This window comes from Campylobacter sp. IFREMER_LSEM_CL2090 (genome assembly GCF_025771865.1).
Lineage (GTDB): Bacteria > Campylobacterota > Campylobacteria > Campylobacterales > Campylobacteraceae > Campylobacter_D > Campylobacter_D lari_D.
On record NZ_JAKMRA010000009.1, the window covers coordinates 1 to 20,138 of the forward strand.

19 protein-coding genes, 6 tRNA genes and 1 pseudogene are annotated in these 20,138 nt (G+C 30.0%); 10 read left to right on the forward strand and 16 right to left on the reverse strand.

Going from position 1 to position 20,138, the window contains the following annotated elements; all coding sequences use genetic code 11:
* Nucleotides 1-294: 294 nt before the first annotated feature.
* From L8V85_RS06340 to tig, 15 genes are all read right to left on the reverse strand, one after another.
* Nucleotides 295-379: transfer RNA gene (locus tag L8V85_RS06340), tRNA-Leu, on the reverse strand.
* Between the two features lie 5 nt (nucleotides 380-384).
* Nucleotides 385-461: transfer RNA gene (locus tag L8V85_RS06345), tRNA-Arg, on the reverse strand.
* A 26-nt stretch (nucleotides 462-487) separates the two neighbouring features.
* A tRNA-Arg gene (locus L8V85_RS06350) sits at nucleotides 488-564 on the reverse strand.
* A gap of 3 nt (nucleotides 565-567) precedes the next feature.
* Nucleotides 568-644, reverse strand: a tRNA-His gene (locus L8V85_RS06355).
* Nucleotides 645-656: 12 nt separating this feature from the next.
* Nucleotides 657-734, reverse strand: a tRNA-Pro gene (locus tag L8V85_RS06360).
* Between the two features lie 88 nt (nucleotides 735-822).
* Complete coding sequence (locus L8V85_RS06365; RefSeq protein WP_263666675.1) at nucleotides 823-1,545, reverse strand: TerC family protein; 723 nt, start codon at nucleotides 1,543-1,545, stop codon at nucleotides 823-825.
* Between the two features lie 43 nt (nucleotides 1,546-1,588).
* Entirely contained in the window at nucleotides 1,589-2,161 is a 573-nt protein-coding gene (gene purN, locus L8V85_RS06370; protein WP_263671507.1) for a phosphoribosylglycinamide formyltransferase, read from the reverse strand.
* A complete protein-coding gene (locus L8V85_RS06375) occupies nucleotides 2,152-3,498 on the reverse strand; it encodes an NAD(P)H-hydrate dehydratase (protein ID WP_263737691.1) in 1,347 nt (448 codons plus the stop codon). The genes purN and L8V85_RS06375 overlap by 10 nt, the downstream gene beginning before the upstream one ends.
* Nucleotides 3,482-4,822, reverse strand: a complete 1,341-nt coding sequence (gene rmuC, locus L8V85_RS06380; RefSeq protein WP_263737692.1) for a DNA recombination protein RmuC — start codon at nucleotides 4,820-4,822, stop codon at nucleotides 3,482-3,484. The genes L8V85_RS06375 and rmuC overlap by 17 nt, the downstream gene beginning before the upstream one ends.
* Before the next feature lie 2 nt (nucleotides 4,823-4,824).
* Nucleotides 4,825-5,511: an NYN domain-containing protein gene (locus tag L8V85_RS06385; RefSeq protein WP_133318989.1), complete on the reverse strand. Its 687-nt coding sequence runs from the start codon at nucleotides 5,509-5,511 to the stop codon at nucleotides 4,825-4,827.
* Nucleotides 5,512-5,519: 8 nt separating this feature from the next.
* Nucleotides 5,520-7,028, reverse strand: a complete 1,509-nt coding sequence (locus L8V85_RS06390; protein WP_133318990.1) for a YifB family Mg chelatase-like AAA ATPase — start codon at nucleotides 7,026-7,028, stop codon at nucleotides 5,520-5,522.
* Nucleotides 7,025-7,549 carry a peptide deformylase gene (gene def / locus L8V85_RS06395; RefSeq protein ID WP_263737693.1) on the reverse strand — a complete coding sequence of 175 codons (525 nt, stop codon included), beginning with the start codon at nucleotides 7,547-7,549 and terminating at the stop codon, nucleotides 7,025-7,027. The genes L8V85_RS06390 and def overlap by 4 nt, the downstream gene beginning before the upstream one ends.
* Nucleotides 7,546-8,586 carry a GGDEF domain-containing protein gene (locus L8V85_RS06400; protein WP_133318992.1) on the reverse strand — a complete coding sequence of 347 codons (1,041 nt, stop codon included), beginning with the start codon at nucleotides 8,584-8,586 and terminating at the stop codon, nucleotides 7,546-7,548. The genes def and L8V85_RS06400 overlap by 4 nt, the downstream gene beginning before the upstream one ends.
* A gap of 12 nt (nucleotides 8,587-8,598) precedes the next feature.
* On the reverse strand, nucleotides 8,599-9,189 hold the full coding sequence (gene clpP / locus L8V85_RS06405; protein ID WP_012662167.1) for an ATP-dependent Clp endopeptidase proteolytic subunit ClpP: 591 nt from the start codon (nucleotides 9,187-9,189) through the stop codon (nucleotides 8,599-8,601).
* A complete protein-coding gene (tig, locus tag L8V85_RS06410) occupies nucleotides 9,189-10,508 on the reverse strand; it encodes a trigger factor (protein ID WP_263737694.1) in 1,320 nt (439 codons plus the stop codon). The genes clpP and tig overlap by 1 nt, the downstream gene beginning before the upstream one ends.
* A 109-nt stretch (nucleotides 10,509-10,617) precedes the next feature.
* On the opposite strand from tig, the gene folE reads away from it, so the two are divergent.
* From folE to L8V85_RS06460, 10 genes and pseudogenes are all read left to right on the forward strand, one after another.
* Nucleotides 10,618-11,190, forward strand: coding sequence for a GTP cyclohydrolase I FolE (folE, locus tag L8V85_RS06415; protein WP_133318995.1), 573 nt, complete (start codon nucleotides 10,618-10,620; stop codon nucleotides 11,188-11,190).
* Nucleotides 11,190-12,497, forward strand: a complete 1,308-nt coding sequence (gene fliI / locus L8V85_RS06420) for a flagellar protein export ATPase FliI (RefSeq protein WP_220566469.1) — start codon at nucleotides 11,190-11,192, stop codon at nucleotides 12,495-12,497. Before folE ends, fliI begins: the two co-directional genes overlap by 1 nt.
* Nucleotides 12,498-12,554: 57 nt before the next feature.
* Nucleotides 12,555-13,043: a hypothetical protein gene (locus tag L8V85_RS06425; RefSeq protein ID WP_133318996.1), complete on the forward strand. Its 489-nt coding sequence runs from the start codon at nucleotides 12,555-12,557 to the stop codon at nucleotides 13,041-13,043.
* A gap of 53 nt (nucleotides 13,044-13,096) precedes the next feature.
* Nucleotides 13,097-13,276 carry a putative motility protein gene (locus L8V85_RS06430; RefSeq protein WP_133318997.1) on the forward strand — a complete coding sequence of 60 codons (180 nt, stop codon included), beginning with the start codon at nucleotides 13,097-13,099 and terminating at the stop codon, nucleotides 13,274-13,276.
* A gap of 79 nt (nucleotides 13,277-13,355) precedes the next feature.
* Nucleotides 13,356-14,501 carry a hypothetical protein gene (locus tag L8V85_RS06435; protein WP_133319187.1) on the forward strand — a complete coding sequence of 382 codons (1,146 nt, stop codon included), beginning with the start codon at nucleotides 13,356-13,358 and terminating at the stop codon, nucleotides 14,499-14,501.
* Nucleotides 14,502-14,627: 126 nt separating this feature from the next.
* The gene (locus L8V85_RS06440) at nucleotides 14,628-15,806 is read left to right on the forward strand and encodes a NifS family cysteine desulfurase (RefSeq protein WP_263737695.1); all 1,179 of its coding nucleotides are present in this window, start codon (nucleotides 14,628-14,630) and stop codon (nucleotides 15,804-15,806) included.
* Between the two features lie 11 nt (nucleotides 15,807-15,817).
* Nucleotides 15,818-16,789, forward strand: a complete 972-nt coding sequence (locus L8V85_RS06445) for an iron-sulfur cluster assembly scaffold protein (RefSeq protein WP_220566466.1) — start codon at nucleotides 15,818-15,820, stop codon at nucleotides 16,787-16,789.
* Nucleotides 16,790-16,874: 85 nt separating this feature from the next.
* On the forward strand, nucleotides 16,875-18,035 hold the full coding sequence (nhaA, locus tag L8V85_RS06450; RefSeq protein ID WP_133319000.1) for a Na+/H+ antiporter NhaA: 1,161 nt from the start codon (nucleotides 16,875-16,877) through the stop codon (nucleotides 18,033-18,035).
* Nucleotides 18,032-19,186 (forward strand): annotated as a pseudogene (gene nhaA / locus L8V85_RS06455) (Na+/H+ antiporter NhaA). Before nhaA (L8V85_RS06450) ends, nhaA (L8V85_RS06455) begins: the two are co-directional and overlap by 4 nt.
* Nucleotides 19,187-19,241: 55 nt before the next feature.
* Nucleotides 19,242-19,316: transfer RNA gene (locus L8V85_RS06460), tRNA-Glu, on the forward strand.
* Between the two features lie 190 nt (nucleotides 19,317-19,506).
* On the opposite strand, the gene L8V85_RS06465 is transcribed toward L8V85_RS06460, so the two are convergent.
* Entirely contained in the window at nucleotides 19,507-20,133 is a 627-nt protein-coding gene (locus L8V85_RS06465; protein WP_220566464.1) for a trimeric intracellular cation channel family protein, read from the reverse strand.
* Between the last annotated feature and the right edge of the window lie 5 nt (nucleotides 20,134-20,138).

The window sequence follows — 20,138 nt, forward strand, 5'->3', positions numbered from 1 at the left end:
AAAGCCTTATGAATAAAATAAATAAATTATAATGTATTTAGTTTATACTGTCTTCTTTTAATAAAAAAAGAAATAGAGAATGAATTAGCAATTGAATATAAAAAAGTAAAATGTATTTTTTATTTTATTCTTTTTTTAAATATTTTTATAAAAGTCAATTTCTTTTTTAGATTATAATGATAAATTATATTATTTTAACATGGAGTATTAAAAATTAATTTTTAAGAAAAAAACCGCTACCAAAACCGCTCCCTGAGTTTTTTAAAAATTTTAGAAAGTAGCTTCAAAGCATGGTGGTGCGGATGAAAGGACTTGAACCTTCACGCATTGCTGCACCAGATCCTAAGTCTGGCGTGTCTGCCAATTTCACCACATCCGCAAAAGTGGTACGCTCAAGAGGATTCGAACCTCTGACCTACGGCTTAGAAGGCCGTTGCTCTATCCAGCTGAGCTATGAGCGCAAAAAATAAAAGTAACAATAGGCTTATGGTGCGCCCGATAGGAATCGAACCCATAACCTACAGATCCGAAGTCTGTCGCTCTATCCAGTTGAGCTACGAGCGCTGATGGGGTGAGTGATGGGAATCGAACCCACGACCCTCAGGACCACAATCTGATGCTCTAACCGACTGAGCTACACTCACCATTTATAAAAATGGTCGGGGTGAAAGGATTCGAACCTTCGGCCCCTTGGTCCCAAACCAAGTGCGCTAACCAGACTGCGCTACACCCCGATGTATAAAAATAAAGCGTTATTCTACATAAAAAAATATTAAAAGTCAAGATAAATAAGAATATTTAGCATAAAAAATGCTAAATATTTTAAGAATTATTTGTTTGTTTTTTTTGTGAAATGATGTTTAAAATTTCAACTACCAAAGAAAAGGCCATAGCTACATAAATATAGGCCTTATCTATATGAATATCAAAACTTTCACATACTAAAACAAAACCTATCATTACTAAAAATGCCAAAGCTAAAATTTTAATGCTTGGATATTTTTCTACAAAATCTGCAATTGGTTTAGAAGCAAAAAGCATTACTAATACTGCAATAATAACAGCAATAATCATAATCTCTATATCTTGAGCAATACCCACAGCAGTAATAACACTATCTAGAGAAAATACTATATCTATCACAGCTATTTCAGCAACTACAATCCAAAGTTTATTGCTGATTTTTATATTACTTTGACTTTCCTCTTGATGTGTTATACTTTCTTTGATTTCTTTGATAGATTTAACTATCAAAAACAAACCTCCAAGCAAAAGCACCAAATCCCTACCTGAAATTTCATTGCCTAATATACTAAATAAAGGTGTAACAAGTTTCATAACCCAAAACAAAGACAATAACAATAAAATTCTAGTAATCATCGCAAAAGCAAGGCCTAAAACTCTACCCTTATCTCTATGTTCTGGTGGTAATTTAGAAACCAAAATAGCCAAGAAAATGATATTATCAATCCCTAGCACAATCTCTAAAGCTGTAAGCGTAAGCAACACTACCCACGCATCCACACTAAAAATCCACTCAAACATTTAACTTCCTTAAAATAAAAAGCGTAATTATAATGATAAAAAATTAATCATTTTCAAAAATTTCAACAATAGTTGCAGGTAAAATTTCATACTCTAATTTATGAATTTTATCTTCAAATTCTTCAAAGCTTAGTTTAGCTTTTTCAAACGCCTTTTGAGCAATGATTTTACCACCATCAAGCTCTTCGTTAACCCAATGCACGCTAACACCCGCAACTTTCATATCGCTCTCATAACTTTCTTTGATAGCATGAGCACCTTTAAATAAAGGAAGCAAAGAAGGATGAAGATTAATAGCTTTTATATTTTGAGTGAAAATAGGACTTAAAATTCGCATAAATCCTGCTAAGATGGTCAGATCTGCTTGACTTTCTTTTATAATTTTTACCAACTCTGCGTCAAATTCTTCTCTTGAAGTAAATTTTTCATGCTCTATAATTTGAGTATTAAGGTTATATTTTAAAGCTCTTTGTATACCATAAGCTTCTTTTTTATTGCACACGCATAAAACCACTTCAAAGGTATTTTTACCAAAAGTTTTTTTATGTAATTTTGCTAAAATATTTTCCAAATTACTTCCATTACCACTAAATAAAATTGCTAATTTTATAAGCATTTTAACCCCTTTATCAATTTTAAAGCATCAAAACTAATTTTGTTTTTCTTATAATTTTTAGCTACTAAAGCATGAGCTAATACTGCATTTTTAGCAGCTTCTAAAGCATTAAATTTAGCTCCAAGCAAAGCTGCTATCATACCACTTAACACATCCCCACTTCCACCTTTTGCTAAAGCTTCATTGCCACAATTTACTATAAAAAATTTTTCTTTTTGAGCAATAATAGGATTAGCTCCTTTTAATACCAAAACACATTGAAATTTAGAACTAAACTTTCTTGCATAAAAAAAGCGTTTGTTTTGAATTTCTTCTACGCTTATATCCTCATTAAAACAAAGTTTTAAAAGCATACAAAATTCTTTAGGATGAGGGGTTAAAACAACATCTTCTCTAGCAAGATATGAAAGTAAATTTTCACTTTGAAAGCAATTTGCGTCTAAAACTAAAGGAATGTTTTTTAATCTTTCATCTTTTAAAATACTTAAATCATCAAGTCCCATACCTATAGCAGCTGCATTTATTTTGCTTTCAATATCATCTTTTAGCATAATCAAAGGTGAAAAACTTTCTTTAGCCACTAAAGATACAAGTCCTGCTCCAAATTCTAAAGCACCAAGTCCTGCTAGAGTACCTGCACTTTTATTTGCAAAAATATAAATATGGCCAAAATCGCCTTTATTTGAGTTAATCTTTTTTGTAATAAGTTTTAAATCTTTTTTTTCTAGTAAAAAACTTGAAGTATTTTGCATATAAGGTTTTAAACCCAAATTTGCAATTTTAATTTTACCTACAAATTCTTTTGCAAAATCTTCTAATAAAATTTCTTTAATCGCTCCCATGCAAAGAGTGTAATCAGCCTTAAAACATAGCTCTTGTCCAAGACCACTAGGAACATCACAAGCTATTTTTAAAGCCTTACTTTTAGCAATTTTTTTAAAAATTCTTTGCAAATTTTCATCTAAAGCTTTATTTAAACCACTCCCAAAAACACAATCAACAATGATGTCAAAATCTTTAAATTTAGGTTCTTTTTTTAAAAATTTAAAACCTATATTTTTTAAAATTTGCTCTTGCTTGATAAACATTGTATTTTTTTTATATGGCATAACAAAAGCAAAAGCTTTTTTTAAATGCCTTATAGCCACAAGTCCATCAGCTCCATTTCCACCAGCACCAAGCAAAAATAAAATTTTAGCATTTTTTATGTTTTTATTTTTTTTCTTAATCAAATTTGCAAGCTCTATGCCTGCATTTTCCATCATTAAAAACTCATCCAAACCTTTTTCAATAAGTTTTTTTTCATAAGAAATATTATCTTTAAATACTGCTTTCATCGCTCATCTCACATTTTATAAATTTTTGAGTTTTAGCGCCTAGCTCTTTAAGCTTTATCACTCTTGATGCAATATTTCCACTTCCATGAGTAAGCTTTGTTTGCATATTATCTACATTTGTGTTTAATCTTTTAACATTTTCTTTGATTTTTTCAAAATCATCCAAAACACCTGCAAATTTATCATGAAATTTACCCAGTTCATCAAAAGCTTTTAGGATATTTTCATTACTTTGTATATTTTTCCATGAAATATTTATAGTATTTAATGCCATAAAAAGAGTGTTTGGTGTAGTTAAATAAACCTTTTTTTTATAAGCGTATTGATAAATTTCAAGATCTACATTTAAAATCAAATCTAAGATATTTTGATAAGGTATAAAAAGCAAAACAAACTCATAAGTGTGTTTATCATACTGCATATAAGGCTTTTTAGCTAACTCATCAATTCTTGATTTTAGATTATAAGCTAAATCAAGACAGGTATTTTTACTAATATCTTCAAAACTAAAATCACTTGGTAGAGAAAATTTTGCATCTATAACTATACTTTTTTGTTTATCTAAAAACACAACCGCATCAGGAATGTAAGTTTTACCCTCATCTTGAAATCTCTCTTGCAATTTATACTGCACACCCTCTACTAAACCACTATTTTCTAAAACTGATTTTAGTTGTAATTCTGCAAAATTACCACGAAATTTTTTATCTCCTTTTAAAATTTTAGCTAGCTTATCTGCATTTTCTCCCATATTTTGACTAAATTTAAACATATGATCAATTTGTGTTTTAATGCTAACTTCATTTTGACTGAGTTTTTCACTATACTCTTTAACACTTTTTTTCACAGGCAAGAAAATTTCTTCTAAGATTTTTTTTGTATCTTCATTGAGCATAAGTTTGTTTTGATTTAAAATACTAGCATTTTGTTTTTGGAAATTTTGCTCTAGCTCTTGTTTTAATCCCGCCAAACTTTGTTTATATTTTTCTTCTAATTTTATTAAGGTTTGAGTGTATTCTTCTTTTAAATTTGCACGCTCTTTTAAATGCATATTTAAAAGTTCTTGTTGAGTTTGTTCTTTTTGTGCTAATTTTGCCTCTAAAGCTTCATTTTTAGATAAATACGATATTTTTTCATCTAAAAGTTTGGAATTTTTTTCCATAAGTGCAGTTTTTTCAAACTCTAAATTAGAAAGTTGATTTTGCAAAGTCATATTGTTTTGATTTAAAAATTCTAACTTTACTTTTTCTTTCTGACTTTTAAATACCACCCATACAAAAGCTAAAATTACAACAGCCAAAAAAGCTATTAAGATATTTTCCATTTTTAAGCCTTTGCTTTTTCAAGGAAATAAATATTTTTCTCATTTGCTTCTTTAAATTGTTTCATCTTTGGTAAAAGTTCTTTCATCAAAGCTTTAAAATTTTTAAAGCCGAAATTTTGTGGAATAAAATTTGCATGTTTTCTGTTCATATTGGTACGAATTTGAGCATATTCTGCGCGACCTTTTTCTTCTATCAAAGCCTCTGCGATATTGATTAAATCTTTGATATATTCTTTTTCAATTATGACTTTTGTTTTTGATTTATCTTGATCTAAATAAAAGAATTCACTAAAGGAATTCACATAAGATTTTACAGCTTGCTTTAAACCCATGCCTATAACTTGTTTTTTATTTTCTTTTAGCTTCTGTATCAAACTAGTATAATCACTATCGCTTGATACAATAACAAAAATATCAATATCTTTTTCATAAAAAACACTCATAATATCAGTAATTAAATACATATCACTTGAATTTTTATTAGCTAAAAAATTAAATTGTTGCATAGCAATGATAGAATATTGTGCGATTTGTTCTTTCCAATTTTGTATATTTTTTTGAGTCCAATCTCCATAAATTCGCTTTATAACAATTTCTCCATAATCAGAAGCAATACCAAAAATCGATTTTGCGTATTTTGAAGGAATATTTTCCGCATCTATAAAAATTGCTATGCTTTTATTTTCCATTTTTGCTCCTAAATATTTCTCATTCTAAAACTTAATGCTTTTAAAATATGAGTTTTTAAAATCAACTCACTTTGCTCTAAATCTGCAATGGTTCTTGCTACTTTTATAGTTTTATTTACCCCTCTTTGAGAAAGATTATATGAATTTATAGCCTTTTGCAAAATTTCATTAGCAGAAGACTCTAAAATACAAAATTGTTTCATCTGCTCATCATTTAATTTAGCATTAAACTCTTCTTGCTGTCTTTGTTTTTGAAATAAAAATCCTTTAAATACCATCTCGCTCATTTGCTCTGATGTTAAACTCATTTTATCCTTATATGAAATTTCATCCATAGCTACATAAAGATCAATTCTGTCTAAAATTGGAGATGAAATTTTGTTTTTATATTTTTTTATTTCTATTTCTTGACAACGACAATTTTGATTTTTAGAAAATAAATTTCCACAAGGACAAGGATTTTGCGCACAAGCAAATAAAAATTTAGTTTCATAAATCACTTTGGTATTAACTCTTGAAATAAGAATTTTAAAATCCTCTAATGGCTCTCTTAAACTTTCTATGATTTGTTTTGAAAAATGAGGAAACTCATCAAAAAACAAAACTCCTCCATTTGCAAGTGCTATTTCTCCTATCTTGGCATTTTTAGTTCCTCCACCAAAAATACTAGCCCTAGTACTTGTATGATGAGGACTTCTAAAAACCCTACTAGCGCTAAAATCATCATCTAAAGAATTTAATGACTTATAAGCGTTTTGAGCTAAAATTTCTTTCAAGCTTTGCGGTGGCATGATAAAAGGAAGTCTTTTAGCACACATACTTTTACCGCTACCTGGACTACCTTCAAATAAAATATTATGCATTCCTAAAGCTGCTATTATACAAGCAAATTTAGCATTTTCTTGGCCTTTAACTTCCTTAAAATCATAAGGAAAGCTAGTGTTTTTTATATATTTTTCCCCATTAAATTTTATAGCATTTTCAAATAAAGGATGCGCATTACATATATGATAATTCTCATATTTTTTTTCTTTAAAAAAATCTACAGCCTGGGCTAAATTTTCTAAAGCATAAATTGTTAAATTAGGTATCATTGAAGCTTTTTGTGCTATGGCTTTTGGTACTACTACTTTAGCATTTTGTATTTTTGTACTTAAAAAAAGCAAGATAGAAAATAAACTAGCAGTGCTTTTTATACTCCCATCTAATCCAAGTTCTCCAAAAACAAAAAAATCATCTAAAATTTCTTTTTGAAATAAAATCAAAATTGCAATAGCTAAGTCAAAATGAGAACCATTTTTAGGAATATCCGAAGGACTTAAGTTGATAGTAATTTTTTGTGCTGGAAAGCTAAAATTCTGACTTAACAAAGTTGCTTTAATTCTTTCAGTGCTTTCTTTGATGGTAGAGTTTGCAAGACCCACTATGCTAAAGCCTGGCAAACCTCTTGTGAAAGTTGATTCTACATCGATGATATCAAGTTCTGTAGAAAAACTTGCACATTTTAGCTTTTTCATTTATTCTTTTTGGATTTTTTCTTAAAGTCTTTATCAAATTTTTGACGCTTTAAAAAAGAAAGTTTTTCTATAAATAAATGTCCATCAAGATGATCAACTTCATGTTGGATAGCCACTGCTAAAAACTCATGTGCTTGCAAACTTTGTGGCTTTCCAAACCTATCTTGATAGTCAAGTTGTATATTTTTATAACGCATTACATCTTCATAAAAACCTGGTATACTTAAACAACCCTCATTACAAGAAATTCTTTCATCATCTAAAGGTGTTATAATGGGATTGATGATTTCTAAAAGAGTTTGTTTGTCTTCTTTTTGCTCACCTTCTTCATCACCAATATCTACAAGTAAAGCTCTAATTGGCACATCAACTTGGATAGCTGCCAAACCTACACCTTTATTAGCTATCATTGTTTCATACATATCATCTAAAAGTACATGTAAATCTTTATCAAAATTTTCTACTTTTTTTGATTCTAAAAATAATCTTGGATTAGGATAGGTAATTATCTTTCTTATCATTTTTCTTTTTCCACTATTACAAAAGGTTCTAAATTTTTTCCCGAGTCTTTTAAAGCTTCAATGCATTTTTCTATTAATTCTTCACCTTTGCTGTCACTATTAACTGCACTAATAGCAACCTCCACATCTGCCTCTATTTCTTTATCTGCTAAGAAAAAATTTGAATTTTCTAAGGATTCTAAAATTTTATTACATATTTCTTGTGCTTTTTCTAAATTAGTATGAGAGATCATTATAGCAAAAATATTATTTCCACAATGTGCTACTATATCACTTGAAGAAACATTTTTACTAAAAATTTTACAAACACTTTTTAAAAAGGCATTTTTCTCTTTTTGAGTATAAGTTTGCTCTAAAATTTCTTCTTTTACTCTAAAGAATATCAAAGAGGTATAATAATTATATTTAGCATTACTCTCTATGCTTTTTTCCAAATTTTCTAAAAAATATTTTTTATTAAAAACTCCAAATTTAGAGTCAAAATCACTCTGCTCTTCTATATGTTTATAAGTCTGTCTAACCTCATCAAAATTTTCTTTAATCTCATCTGAATACTTATCTAAAATGCTAGAAAATCTTGAAAGGTCTGTTTCAAGGGCATGGATTACATTAGAAACAGCTAAATTTCCTGTACTAATAGCAAGTTCTGAATTACGCCTTTTTAGCATATCTTTAACTGTTTCAAGATGCCTATAAATCATGGCAATATATTGCAATAATGCCGAAGTAGAATTAAAACTTTTCTTTATTTCTTGTTCTATATTTGCACGCTTAAGACCATCATCATTTTGCTCAAATTCCATAATCTCACCAACTTTTTTCTTAAAAGCTCCTGGACGCTCTTCAAGCATTTTTTGAAAATAAACCCCATAATTAGTAGGAGTTGGAGGCACATTATCTTTTACAAGTTCAGTTAAAATAGATTTCGCAAATTTCTCAAATTCGCCTCCACTAATTTTTTGAATTTTTGGAGCTTCTTTGGCTGGAGTTGGATCGCTATTTAAATTTAAATCAGCAAATAAATCATCATCTAGCATTGCTTTGTTTCCTTATTTAAAACTTTTTTCCAAAACCTTATCGATTAAGCCATATTCCTTAGCCTCTATAGCACTCATAAAAAAATCTCTATCGGTATCTTTTTCTATTTTAGAAAGTTTTTGCTTAGTATTTTTTGCCAAAATATCATTTAAAATCGCTTTTAATCTTAGAATTTCTTTTGCCTGAATTTCTATATCTGTTGCTTGTCCTCTTGCACCACCTAGTGGTTGGTGGATCATAATTCTTGAATTTGGCAGAGCAAATCTTTTCCCTGGAGCACCACAACTAAGCAAAAATGCACCCATAGAAGCAGCTTGACCAATACAAATAGTACTTACATCAGCTTTAATATAATTCATCGTATCATAAATACTAAATCCACTTGTCACAACCCCGCCTGGTGAGTTAATATAAAGATAAATATCTTTTTGAGGATCTTCAGCTTCTAAAAACAAAAGCTGTGCCACGATAGAAGCAGCAAGATCATCATTGATCTCACCACTTAGCATGATAATCCTATCTTTTAAAAGTCTTGAGTATATATCATAACTTCTTTCGCCTCTGCTTGTTTTTTCAACTACATAGGGTATATATGAACTCATTATTTTTCACTTTCTTTTTCGGTTTTCTTTTTATCATTTTTTTTAAAAATATCAGCAAAAAGTTTTTCTTCAATTAAAGACATTTTAATAGCAGGTAATGCACCTTGCTTTTTATAATTATCTAAATGTTCTTGTGGGTTAAAACCATATCTATAAGCTTCAAAATAAATTGCTTGGATTAATTCTTGATCGCTTACTGTAACATTTCTAAGTTTTGCTAGCTCATCTATAATGAAAGTTAATTTTACGCTTTTTTGCGCATCTTCTTTGAAACTTTCTCTTTTTTCTTTATATTTAGCCTCATCTTTAAATTCTTTTAATTCCTCTTCGCTTAAAGTTCTTAAAGAGCTTCTAAATTGCATATCTGTTTCTTGCTCTACTATATTTCTTGGCAAAACAAAGTCAAACTTAGCTACTAAAGCTTCTGCAAATTGATTTTTAAGCTCATCATTAATAAGTTTAAAGATTTTTTCATTTTTTAGTTGTTCTTTTAATTTTGCGTCTAATTTTTCAACACTTGGCTCTTTTTCTTCAGGAAGTAAGTTTTTTAAAAGCTCTTCATTTAATTCAGGTAATTTAAGTTCTTGAATTTCATGAATTTTTACTTTAAATACCGCATCTTTTCCTGCTAAATGTGCTGCACCATATTCTTTTGGAAAAGTTACATTAATATCTTTTTCCTCGCCTGCTTTTAAACCAATCATACCTTCTTCAAATCCTGGTATAAATTGTTTTGAGCCAATCTCTAAAACATAATTTTGAGTTTTTCCACCATCAAAAGCTTTACCATCAACAAAACCTTCAAAATCAAATTTAGCAAAATCGCCTTCTTTTAAAGCTCTTGCCTCTTTAATCGCTTCAGGAGTAGCAAATCTTTTTAATAATTCTTCTTTTTTTGCATCAATTTCTTTTTGAGTTACTTTTGGTGTATTATAAGTTGGAATTAGTTCTTCATATCCATCTAATTTTACTTCTGGCTTAAAAGATAATACCATTTGAGCTTCAATATCGCCATCTTTTCTATCAAATTTTTCAAAATATGGCTCACCTACTAAATCTTTAGCCTCTTTTTTAACTTCTTTTAAAGCACCATCTACAGCATTTCTTAAAAGATCTTGCTCCGCATCTCTTGTAAGCTCTTTTTCATATCTTTTAAGTATAGCAGCAACAGGAACTTTTCCTGCTCTAAAACCATCCATTTTCATAGTTTTAGATGCTTTTTTAGCTAATTTTTCAACTTCTGCTTTAATAGCTCCTTGAGCAATTTTCACAGTAGCATTTGCATTTGCAAAATCAATTAGTTTTGCTGTAACTTCCATAATATTTTCCCTTTTTAAATAAAATTTCTTGATAATATACCAAAATTTTCCTTATCACTTTATATAAAAATAAAAATATGTTAAAATTTTAATTTTTGATGGAGAAAAAATGCAAGAAAAATTTGAACAATCAGTAAAAAATATGTTAGAAATTATCGGGGAAAATCCGCAAAGAGAAGGACTTTTAAAAACTCCTACAAGAGTTTTTAAAGCTTTTGAATTTTTAAATAGTGGTTATAAACAAGATCCAAAACAAATACTAAATGATGCCTTATTTGAAAGCTCAAACAATGAAATGGTTTTAGTAAGAGATATAGAATTTTATAGTCTTTGCGAGCATCATCTTTTACCTTTTTTTGGGCGCGTACATGTTGCGTATATACCGGATAAAAAAGTCGTAGGTCTTAGTAAAATTCCACGCCTTGTGGAAGTTTTTGCAAGACGCTTGCAAATTCAAGAACAACTCACAGAACAAATCGCAGAATCTTTAATGGAACATGTAGGTGCAAAAGGTGTTGGAGTAGTTATTGAAGCAAGACACATGTGTGTTGAAATGCGTGGGGTGCAAAAAGCAAATTCTACTACTAGCACTTCAGCACTAAGAGGTAGCTTTTTAAAAAGTGAAAAAACAAGAAAAGAATTTTTCACTTTAATTAACTCGGCAAAACAGGTTAGATTTTAATGGGTTTAGAAAAACTTCGTAGTAAAATTGCTTCACAAAATCTTGCTAGTGTTTTTGGTCAGATTACTAAAATTTCAAGTACTAGTATAGAAATAAATGGCTTAAAAACTAGCATAGGTGATATCATTAAAATAGTTTCTAGTGAAGATGAGAGTAAAGAAGCTATGGCTATGGTGGTAGAAGTAGATGAAAATTTAAGCTATTTGAGTCCTTTTGGTTTTGTGGAAGGTTTTAAAATAGGCGATCGTGCTTTTATTAACGATGCAGGTATGCAAATAGGAGTTAGTGATGAACTTTTAGGAAGAGTAGTCGATCCTTTTATGCGACCAAAAGATGGTAAAGGACCTATTGAGGCAAGTAAATTTATGCCTATTATGCGAGCACCTATTGATGCAATGAAGCGAGGTTTGATAGAAGAAGTTTTTCCAGTAGGTGTTAAAACAATAGATGCACTTTTAACTTGCGGGGTAGGACAAAAGCTTGGGATTTTTGCAGGAAGTGGGGTTGGTAAATCAACTCTTATGGGTATGATAGTGAAAAATTCCAAAGCTCCTATTAAAGTTATAGCTTTAATAGGAGAGCGCGGTAGAGAAATTCCTGAATTTATACAAAAAAATCTTGGTGGTAAACTTGATGATACTGTCATCATCGTTGCAACAAGTGATGATAGCGCGCTGATGAGAAAATACGGAGCATTTTGTGCTATGAGTGTGGCTGAATATTTTAAAGAACAAGGTAAAGATGTGTTATTTATCATGGATAGCGTAACGCGTTTTGCTATGGCTCAAAGAGAAATAGGTCTTGCCCTAGGTGAACCACCTACAACAAAAGGTTATCCGCCAAGCGTTTTAAGTCTTTTACCTCAGCTTATGGAAAGAACAGGAAAGGAAGAAGGTAAAGGCACCATAACAGCTTTTTTTACCGTGTTGGTTGATGGGGATGATATGAGTGATCCAATAGCTGATCAAAGCAGATCTATCCTAGATGGGCATATAGTGCTTAGTCGCGAACTCACTGACTTTGGAATTTATCCACCTATAAATATACAAAATTCAGCCTCAAGGGTTATGGGGGATATTATCAGTGATGAACATAAGCTAGCTGCTAGAAAATTTAAGCGTTTAAATTCTTTGCTTAAAGAAAATGAAGTGCTATTGCGTATTGGTGCTTATCAAAAAGGCACCGATAAAGAACTCGATCAAGCTATTGCTAAAAAAGATTTTATGCAGCAATTTTTAAGTCAAAATCCTGAAGAAAGTTTTGAATTTGAAGATACGATTAATATGCTTAAGATGATTGATACATAATAGTTGGAATATTTTTTGCTTTTTTTTGATAAAAAAGTCATGAAAAAAGGATAGATCATGTCAAATATAGCATTTTTAGATCATCAACAAAGCTTAGGTTTAAAATATACCGATATTTGTCAAAATATTTTTGAAAGAGAAATTTTTACACATATGTTTTTAGAATGCATAAGTTTTGTTTTACTAGAAGATAAAGCAAAATTAAAATATTTAAAAATTATCGCTTCAAAAGAAGATTTTATAATCGAATTTAAAATCAATAATCAAAAAAAATCTTTTATTATTAATAATAAAAAAGTTCTAAATGAAGAATTCAGTGCAAAAAGAATGACTCAAGATGAATATGAAAGAGAAGTGGCGAGAATTTATCAAATCGAAAGATATTTAAAAGCCCAAAATAATCTTCAAAATTTTTCTAATGAAATTAGCACTACAATGAAAAATCTTTTTAAAGATATGGATGAATTTAAAAATTATATCGATATGCTTGAAGCAAAAGAAAACACCCACAATCATTACTTATCAAAAATTTATAATATAGCTTAATATTTACCAAACTTTGCCGATAATACCTTTGATCCAAACAAAAGGAGTATGTTATGGGCGAAGTTACAAACAATCAAGCAAACTTAATGCTTAACATTGCAACTACTATGATGAAAAAAACCATAGAAGTTAATGAAAATGCAGTAATGCAAGTACTTGAAGGCGTAAATGCAAACCCTGCTCCAACTACTACTCCTACTGCTAGTTCAGGATTACTTGACATTTACGCTTAAAATTTTTCTCTTCAATTCAAAAATTTTGGCATAGCTTTTGCTTTTTAAAAGTTAAGCAATATTTTTGAAGAGAAGAGTTATGTTTGTAAATTCTAATGTTAATCCGTATCAGAATTTTGCAAATTATCCTTTTGCAAAAACTGGACACATAGAAGAAAAAAAAGAAAATACTAATATTAAAAGTGATTTACTTGATATCAATGGTTCTAATTTAGACTATAAAATTACTTATGCAAGTGAATTTGGTTTTAGAATCAATGAGCAAGGTTTTTTTGAAAAAGATCTTAATAAAGCAGCTGCTTTGCCTCTTGATTATGATATTAATATAAAAAGTATAAGAGAAATTTCAAAACAACTTATAAAGCTTGATGAGAATTTAAATTATAACAAAATAGATTTACCAAGACTTTTAAACACTTATCACAACACATTAAAAACTATAAATCCACAGTTTCAAAACAATGACAATGATTTTTTAAGTAAAGCTCAAATTTCAGAGTTAAATCAAGGTTATAGTTATACTTATGAGGGTAAAATTTTAAAAGTTTATGAAAATGCTAAAAATTTACAAAATGCAAAAGAATCAAATAAAAATTTAAACACCTTAATGCTTGATAATAAAATAGGTGATTTTGCGTTTAACGCAAGCATAGAAAATACAGCTAGTAATCCTGTTATCAAACCTTATTTAAATAAACAAGGGGAGGTTTCTAAAAGTGGATTGCTGCTCAATTATATTTATCATGATTTAAAAGAACAAAATCACAATAAAGCTAATTTTTTTCTATCGCCTATTGAGTTGGATATGTCCTCTAGTGTAAATTTTCAAAAACTCATGAGAGGTCAAATGAGTATGCAAGATTATATTAATGAAAACAACAAAGAAAAAATGAGTTTTGATTTATATTTATATATCAATGGAGTAGATAAAAACAACACTTCAGAAGATAAGCTTTCAGTTTTCTTTCAACAATATATTAACTATCAACATAGCATTAACATGAAAGAATTTGCCAATTCAAGTTCTATTTATAGTCTTTATAGCGAGCAAGTTAGTAAAGAAATTGAAGTTTTAAAAGAAGAATTCAATCAAAACAATCCTAATATTGATCTTGAAAAAATCAATACTCAAAAAGAACTTTTAGATACTCAATTTTTAGAAAATAGAAAAAAACAAGCTAGTATTAACAAAATTTTACATTCTTATTTAAATGCTATGGCTTAACTTGTGCTAAAATAATAATGTAAATTATTACACAAGTTAAAAACTTACTTGATTTAATATTAAATTTAATATTTTAGTGTATATTAACAAAAAAGATAAAAATTATCCTAATTAAAGGAGTATAATTTGAAAGTATATTTAGATAACAACGCAACAACACAACTTGCACCAGAAGCTTACGAGCTTATGAAGCCTTTTTTAAAAGAGCATTTTGGAAACCCAAATAGCCTTCATCAATGGGGTAGTGCAACCCATCCTGCCTTAAAAGAAGCTATGGATAAACTTTATGCAGGACTTGGGGCAAGTGATTTAGATGATATTATTATCACTTCCTGTGCTACAGAAAGTATCAATTGGGTGTTAAAAGGTGTGTATTTTGATAAAATTTTAAATAGCGATAGAAATGAAGTAATTATTTCTAGCGTGGAACATCCCGCAGTAGCTGCTAGTGCTATGTTTTTAAAATCTTTAGGAGTAAAAGTCATAGAACTTGGTGTTGATCATGAGGGTGTTTCTAGCGTAAAAGATTTAAAAGAAGTTATTTCAGATAAAACTGCCCTAGTGAGTATTATGTGGGCAAATAATGAAACTGGTATGATTTTTCCTATAGAAGAAATGGCTCAAATTACTCATGAATACGGAGCGTTATTCCATACTGATGCAACCCAAGCTGTTGGGAAAATCAAAGTTAATTTTGCAAAAGCTGGAGTTGATTTTGCTTCATTTTCTGCACATAAATTCCATGGTCCAAAAGGAGTTGGTGGGCTTTATATTAAAAAAGATATAGAACTAACTCCACTTTTACATGGTGGTGAGCATATGGGTGGCAGAAGAAGTGGAACTTTAAATGTGCCATATATTATAGCAATGGCAGAAGCTTTAAGAATTGCAAATACTATGCTTGACTTTGAAAATTCACACATTAGAAAATTAAGAGACAAACTAGAAGATTTAATTTTAGCAATGCCTGATACAAGCGTAGTTGGAGATAGATCAAGAAGAGTTCCAAATACAATTTTAGCAAGCATTAAAGGCGTAGAAGGTGAAGCTATGCTTTGGGATTTAAATAAAAATGGCATAGCAGCAAGCACTGGATCAGCCTGCGCTAGTGAAGCACTTGAGAGCAACCCTATCATGGAAGCAATTGGTGCTGAAAATGATTTAGCTCATACTGCCCTAAGACTTTCTTTATCTAGATTTAACACAGAAGATGAAATTGATTATACAGCAGAGCAGATAAAAAAAGCAACGCAAAGACTTAGAGCAATCTCAAGTACTTATGCGTATAAGCCTGAAAATATTTAAAGGATAAAAAAATGGCAAAAAATAATTTAATTGGCGGATCTATTTGGGATGAGTATTCTCAAAAAGTACAAGATAGAATGAATAACCCTCAACATATGGGCGAATTTACACAAGAAGATGCACAAAAAGCAAATGCAAAACTTATTATTGCAGATTTTGGAGCTGAAAGCTGTGGTGATGCAGTTAGACTTTATTGGCTAGTGGATGAAAAAACAGATAAAATCATTGATGCTAAATTTAAAAGCTTTGGCTGTGGAACAGCAATAGCAAGTAGCGATACTATGGTTGATCTTTGCATAGGTAAAACCGTGGATGAAGCTGTTAAAATTACAAATTTAGATGTTGAATTTGCTATGAGAGATAATCCGCAAACTCCTGCGGTTCCACCTCAAAAAATGCACTGTTCGGTTATGGCTTATGATGTTATCAAACAAGCGGCGGCACATTATAAAGGAGTCAATCCTGAAGACTTTGAAGATCAAATTATAGTTTGTGAATGTGCTAGAGTAAGCCTTGGAACTATCAAAGAAGTAATTAAACTAAATGATTTACATACAGTAGAAGAAATCACACAATTTACAAAAGCAGGAGCTTTTTGTAAATCTTGTGTTAAGCCTGGAGGACATGAGAAAAAAGATTATTACCTTGTAGATATTTTAGCTGAAACTAGAGCCGAAATGGAAAGAGAGAGATTAAAAGATCAAAGTAAAGCAGATATTGCTTTTGATGATATGACCATGGTTAAACAACTAAAAGCAGTAGAGGCTGTTTTAGATAGCGATGTACGTCCGATGCTACACGGAGATGGTGGGGATTTGGAAGTAATTGATATACAAAAAAGTGAAAGTAAAAATATAGATGTATATATACGCTATCTTGGAGCTTGCAGTGGTTGCTCAAGCGGAAGTGGCGCAACTTTATATGCCATAGAAAATATCTTACAAGAAGAACTTAGTCCAAATATACGCGTTATACCTGTTTAAGCAGTTTTTCTGCTTAAACTTTTAAATTTCAAGCCTTTTTATGTTAAAATAACGCATTAATTAAAAATTTAAAAAGGCTATTTATATGCAAAGACTTCAAACCTTTGTTAAAAGCGAAACTTTTCCGGGTGTTTTGCTAATATTTTTCACTTTACTTGCATTAATTTTACAAAACAGCTCTTTAACAGATCAATACACCAACTTTTTAAATATTCCTTTTGGGTTTCAAGCAGGAAGTTTAGAAATTTTCAAACCTTTGCTTTTATGGATTAATGATGGACTTATTGCAATTTTTTTCTTTGCCATAGGGCTTGAATTAAAGTATGAAGTAACAAGAGGACAGCTAAATAGTATAAAAGCTATGTCTTTACCTGTATTTGCTGCACTTGGTGGTATGATAGTACCTGCATTGATTTTTGCATTTTTTAATTATAAAGATGCTTTTGCTTTGCAAGGTTGGGCTATACCAACAGCAACTGATGTGGCTTTTGCAGTAGGAATTTTAATGCTTTTAGGTAAAAAAGTACCTACTTCATTAAAATTATTCTTGCTTTCCTTGGCTATTTTTGATGATTTGGGTGCGATTATTGTGATTGCTTTATTTTACACAAGCGAGCTTTCAGTATTTGCTATGATTGCTGCTTTGGTATGTATATTAGCACTTTATCTATTAAATCATTTTCATGTTACTAAAAAATCCTTTTATATCATTATAGCTATAGTATTTTGGATAAGCATGCTAAAAAGTGGAGTGCATGCAACTTTAGCGGGTGTGATTACTGCTTTGTTTATACCACTTGAAACAAAAAATGGAAAATCTTTTTTAAAAGAAATCGAACATGATTTAGCACCTTGGGTAAGTTATTTTATTTTACCTATTTTTGCCTTTGCAAATGCAGGTGTTGATTTAAAAGATATGGATCCAAGCTTTATGTTTTCTTCGGTTAGCTTAGGTATTATTTTAGGTTTATTTTTAGGAAAACAAATAGGTGTCTTTTTATTTTCATATATTAGTATAAAACTAGGCTTAGCAAAACTTCCACAAAATGTTAATTTCAAACAACTCTATGGAGTTTGCATACTCACAGGTATAGGTTTTACCATGAGCTTTTTTATAGATGGCTTAGCTTACCAAAATAGTGATATTTTTGCATATTCAGATAAGCTTGCTATTTTAATAGCCTCTTTGTTAAGCGCTGTGATTGGCTATGTTTATTTAAAACTCATTTATAGTTTCAAAAAATGAAATTTAAAAACCTCCAAAGCTTTTTATCTCTTGAAATTTTAGGAGGATTGTTGCTTTTAATAGCAACAATCTTTGCTTTATTACTCAAAAATAGCCCTTATGGACAACACTATATGAATTTTTTAAGTGTAGAAATGGGTATAAAAATAGGAGCTTGAGAGCTTTTTAAACCTTCTTTGTTATGGATTAATGATGGACTGATTGCAATTTTTTTCTTTGCAATAGGACTTGAATTAAAAAAAGAATTTGTTCAAGGAGAATTTAAAACTCTTAGCAATATTACTCTACCCTTAATAGCTGCCATAGGTGGTATAGTAGCACCTGCTTTGATATTTTGTGCTATTAATTTTAATGATACTTATGTTTTAAAAGGTTGGGCTATACCAACAGCAACTGACACTGCATTTGCTCTAGTTATACTTGCAATGCTAAAACAACGCATACCAAGCTCTTTAAAAATATTTTTAGTTTCTTTGGCGATTTTTGATGATGTAGGAGCTATTTTAATCATTGCTATTTTTTATACAGGTGAGCTTTCAACTTTGGCTTTTTTTGTTGCCTTTTGCTGCATTATTGGCTTGTTTTTACTTAATCGCTTAGGTAATGAAAGAAAATCATTTTATTATATACTTGGTGCTCTGCTTTGGCTTAGTGTATTAAAAAGTGGAGTACATGCGACTTTAGCAGGTATTATTACTGCTTTATTCATTCCTGTATATACAAAAAACAATCATGCTTTATTAGAAGAAATTGAGCATGGTTTAAAATTTTGGATAGCTTTTATAATACTGCCACTTTTTGCTTTTGCAAACGCAGGAGTTGATCTTTCTAAAATAGAATTTCATATGCTTTTTAGTGGTGTAAGCATGGGTATATTTTTGGGACTTTTTGTTGGAAAACAACTAGGTGTATTTGGCTTTGCCTATATGGCGATTAAATTCAAACTTGCAAAACTACCAAAAGATGCAAATTTTAAACAACTCTATGGAGTTTGCATACTCACAGGTATAGGTTTTACCATGAGCTTTTTTATAGATGCTCTTGCTTATGAGGTGAGTGATATATTTAATTTTGTAGATAACTTTGCAATCTTACTAGCCTCATTAGCTTCTGGTGTATTTGGCTATTTTTACCTGCGTTTTATTAAATAATTAAGCTTTTTTTAAATTAAATAAGATATAATTTCATTTCTTAATTTAATGTTTTGGCCCATTCGTCTAGCGGTTAGGACATCGCCCTTTCACGGCGGTAACACGAGTTCGAGTCTCGTATGGGTCACCACTCTTTTAACTCCTAAATAAAAATAGCATAAACGATAGTTTCAATATTTAAGCTTAATATAAATTTAATATATCAAATATATATTCTAAAATAAAATATAAATAAATATTGCTTACTAGCAAAGCTCGCAGGGATTTTATAAAAACATTATAAATAACAAAACTTGCATTTTAAAATCTAAAAAATAAAATTAGCTTTCTTTATTTTCTCCATCTTTAAAAGAAAATATAGGCAAACTTAAACCATAATGTATCGCTAAAAGTCTTGCTATAGTTCCTACAATCAATGAAGCAAGAATTACCCATAATTCATCTATGCCTAAAATATGCAATATATAATACAAAGCTCCTGTTAATATGGCCACACCTGCATAAATTTCTTTTTGAAATACAAGTGGTATCCTAGCACATAATATATCTCTTAATATCCCGCCAAATACACCTGTAATCACAGCTGAACTCACAGCCACTATAAAACCATACCCCATTTCTATTGCAATTTGTGCACCTAAAACACTAAAAACAACCAAACCTATAGCATCTAAAATTAAAAAAAGTTTTTCAAGTCTTATAACATATTTAGCAATTTTTGTTGTAATCATAGCCGCAACACAAATCAAAATGACATATTCAGGAGTTTTAATCCAAGTTAATGGATGATGATCAAGTAAAATATCTCTGATAGAACCTCCACCAATAGCTGTTACCAAAGCTATAAATATCACTCCAAAAAGATCCATTTTGTGCCGTCCTGCAGCAATAGCCCCCGTCATTGCATCAACAGTAATTCCGATAATATAAAGTATAGTTAAAAGCATAATGA

What these genes read in the sequence shown, in the direction of transcription:
- purN (WP_263671507.1), bottom strand. Translation starts at nt 2,161, where the DNA reads ATGCTTATAAAATTAGCAATTTTATTTAGTGGTAATGGAAGTAATTTG.
- L8V85_RS06430 (WP_133318997.1), top strand. Translation starts at nt 13,097, where the DNA reads ATGGGCGAAGTTACAAACAATCAAGCAAACTTAATGCTTAACATTGCA.
- L8V85_RS06400 (WP_133318992.1), bottom strand. Translation starts at nt 8,586, where the DNA reads ATGCTAGATGATGATTTATTTGCTGATTTAAATTTAAATAGCGATCCA.
- L8V85_RS06465 (WP_220566464.1), bottom strand. Translation starts at nt 20,133, where the DNA reads ATGCTTTTAACTATACTTTATATTATCGGAATTACTGTTGATGCAATG.
- clpP (WP_012662167.1), bottom strand. Translation starts at nt 9,189, where the DNA reads ATGAGTTCATATATACCCTATGTAGTTGAAAAAACAAGCAGAGGCGAA.
- tig (WP_263737694.1), bottom strand. Translation starts at nt 10,508, where the DNA reads ATGGAAGTTACAGCAAAACTAATTGATTTTGCAAATGCAAATGCTACT.
- rmuC (WP_263737692.1), bottom strand. Translation starts at nt 4,822, where the DNA reads ATGGAAAATATCTTAATAGCTTTTTTGGCTGTTGTAATTTTAGCTTTT.
- L8V85_RS06385 (WP_133318989.1), bottom strand. Translation starts at nt 5,511, where the DNA reads ATGGAAAATAAAAGCATAGCAATTTTTATAGATGCGGAAAATATTCCT.
- L8V85_RS06435 (WP_133319187.1), top strand. Translation starts at nt 13,356, where the DNA reads ATGTTTGTAAATTCTAATGTTAATCCGTATCAGAATTTTGCAAATTAT.
- L8V85_RS06365 (WP_263666675.1), bottom strand. Translation starts at nt 1,545, where the DNA reads ATGTTTGAGTGGATTTTTAGTGTGGATGCGTGGGTAGTGTTGCTTACG.
- folE (WP_133318995.1), top strand. Translation starts at nt 10,618, where the DNA reads ATGCAAGAAAAATTTGAACAATCAGTAAAAAATATGTTAGAAATTATC.
- L8V85_RS06390 (WP_133318990.1), bottom strand. Translation starts at nt 7,028, where the DNA reads ATGAAAAAGCTAAAATGTGCAAGTTTTTCTACAGAACTTGATATCATC.
- fliI (WP_220566469.1), top strand. Translation starts at nt 11,190, where the DNA reads ATGGGTTTAGAAAAACTTCGTAGTAAAATTGCTTCACAAAATCTTGCT.
- def (WP_263737693.1), bottom strand. Translation starts at nt 7,549, where the DNA reads ATGATAAGAAAGATAATTACCTATCCTAATCCAAGATTATTTTTAGAA.
- L8V85_RS06375 (WP_263737691.1), bottom strand. Translation starts at nt 3,498, where the DNA reads ATGAAAGCAGTATTTAAAGATAATATTTCTTATGAAAAAAAACTTATT.
- nhaA (WP_133319000.1), top strand. Translation starts at nt 16,875, where the DNA reads ATGCAAAGACTTCAAACCTTTGTTAAAAGCGAAACTTTTCCGGGTGTT.
- L8V85_RS06425 (WP_133318996.1), top strand. Translation starts at nt 12,555, where the DNA reads ATGTCAAATATAGCATTTTTAGATCATCAACAAAGCTTAGGTTTAAAA.
- L8V85_RS06445 (WP_220566466.1), top strand. Translation starts at nt 15,818, where the DNA reads ATGGCAAAAAATAATTTAATTGGCGGATCTATTTGGGATGAGTATTCT.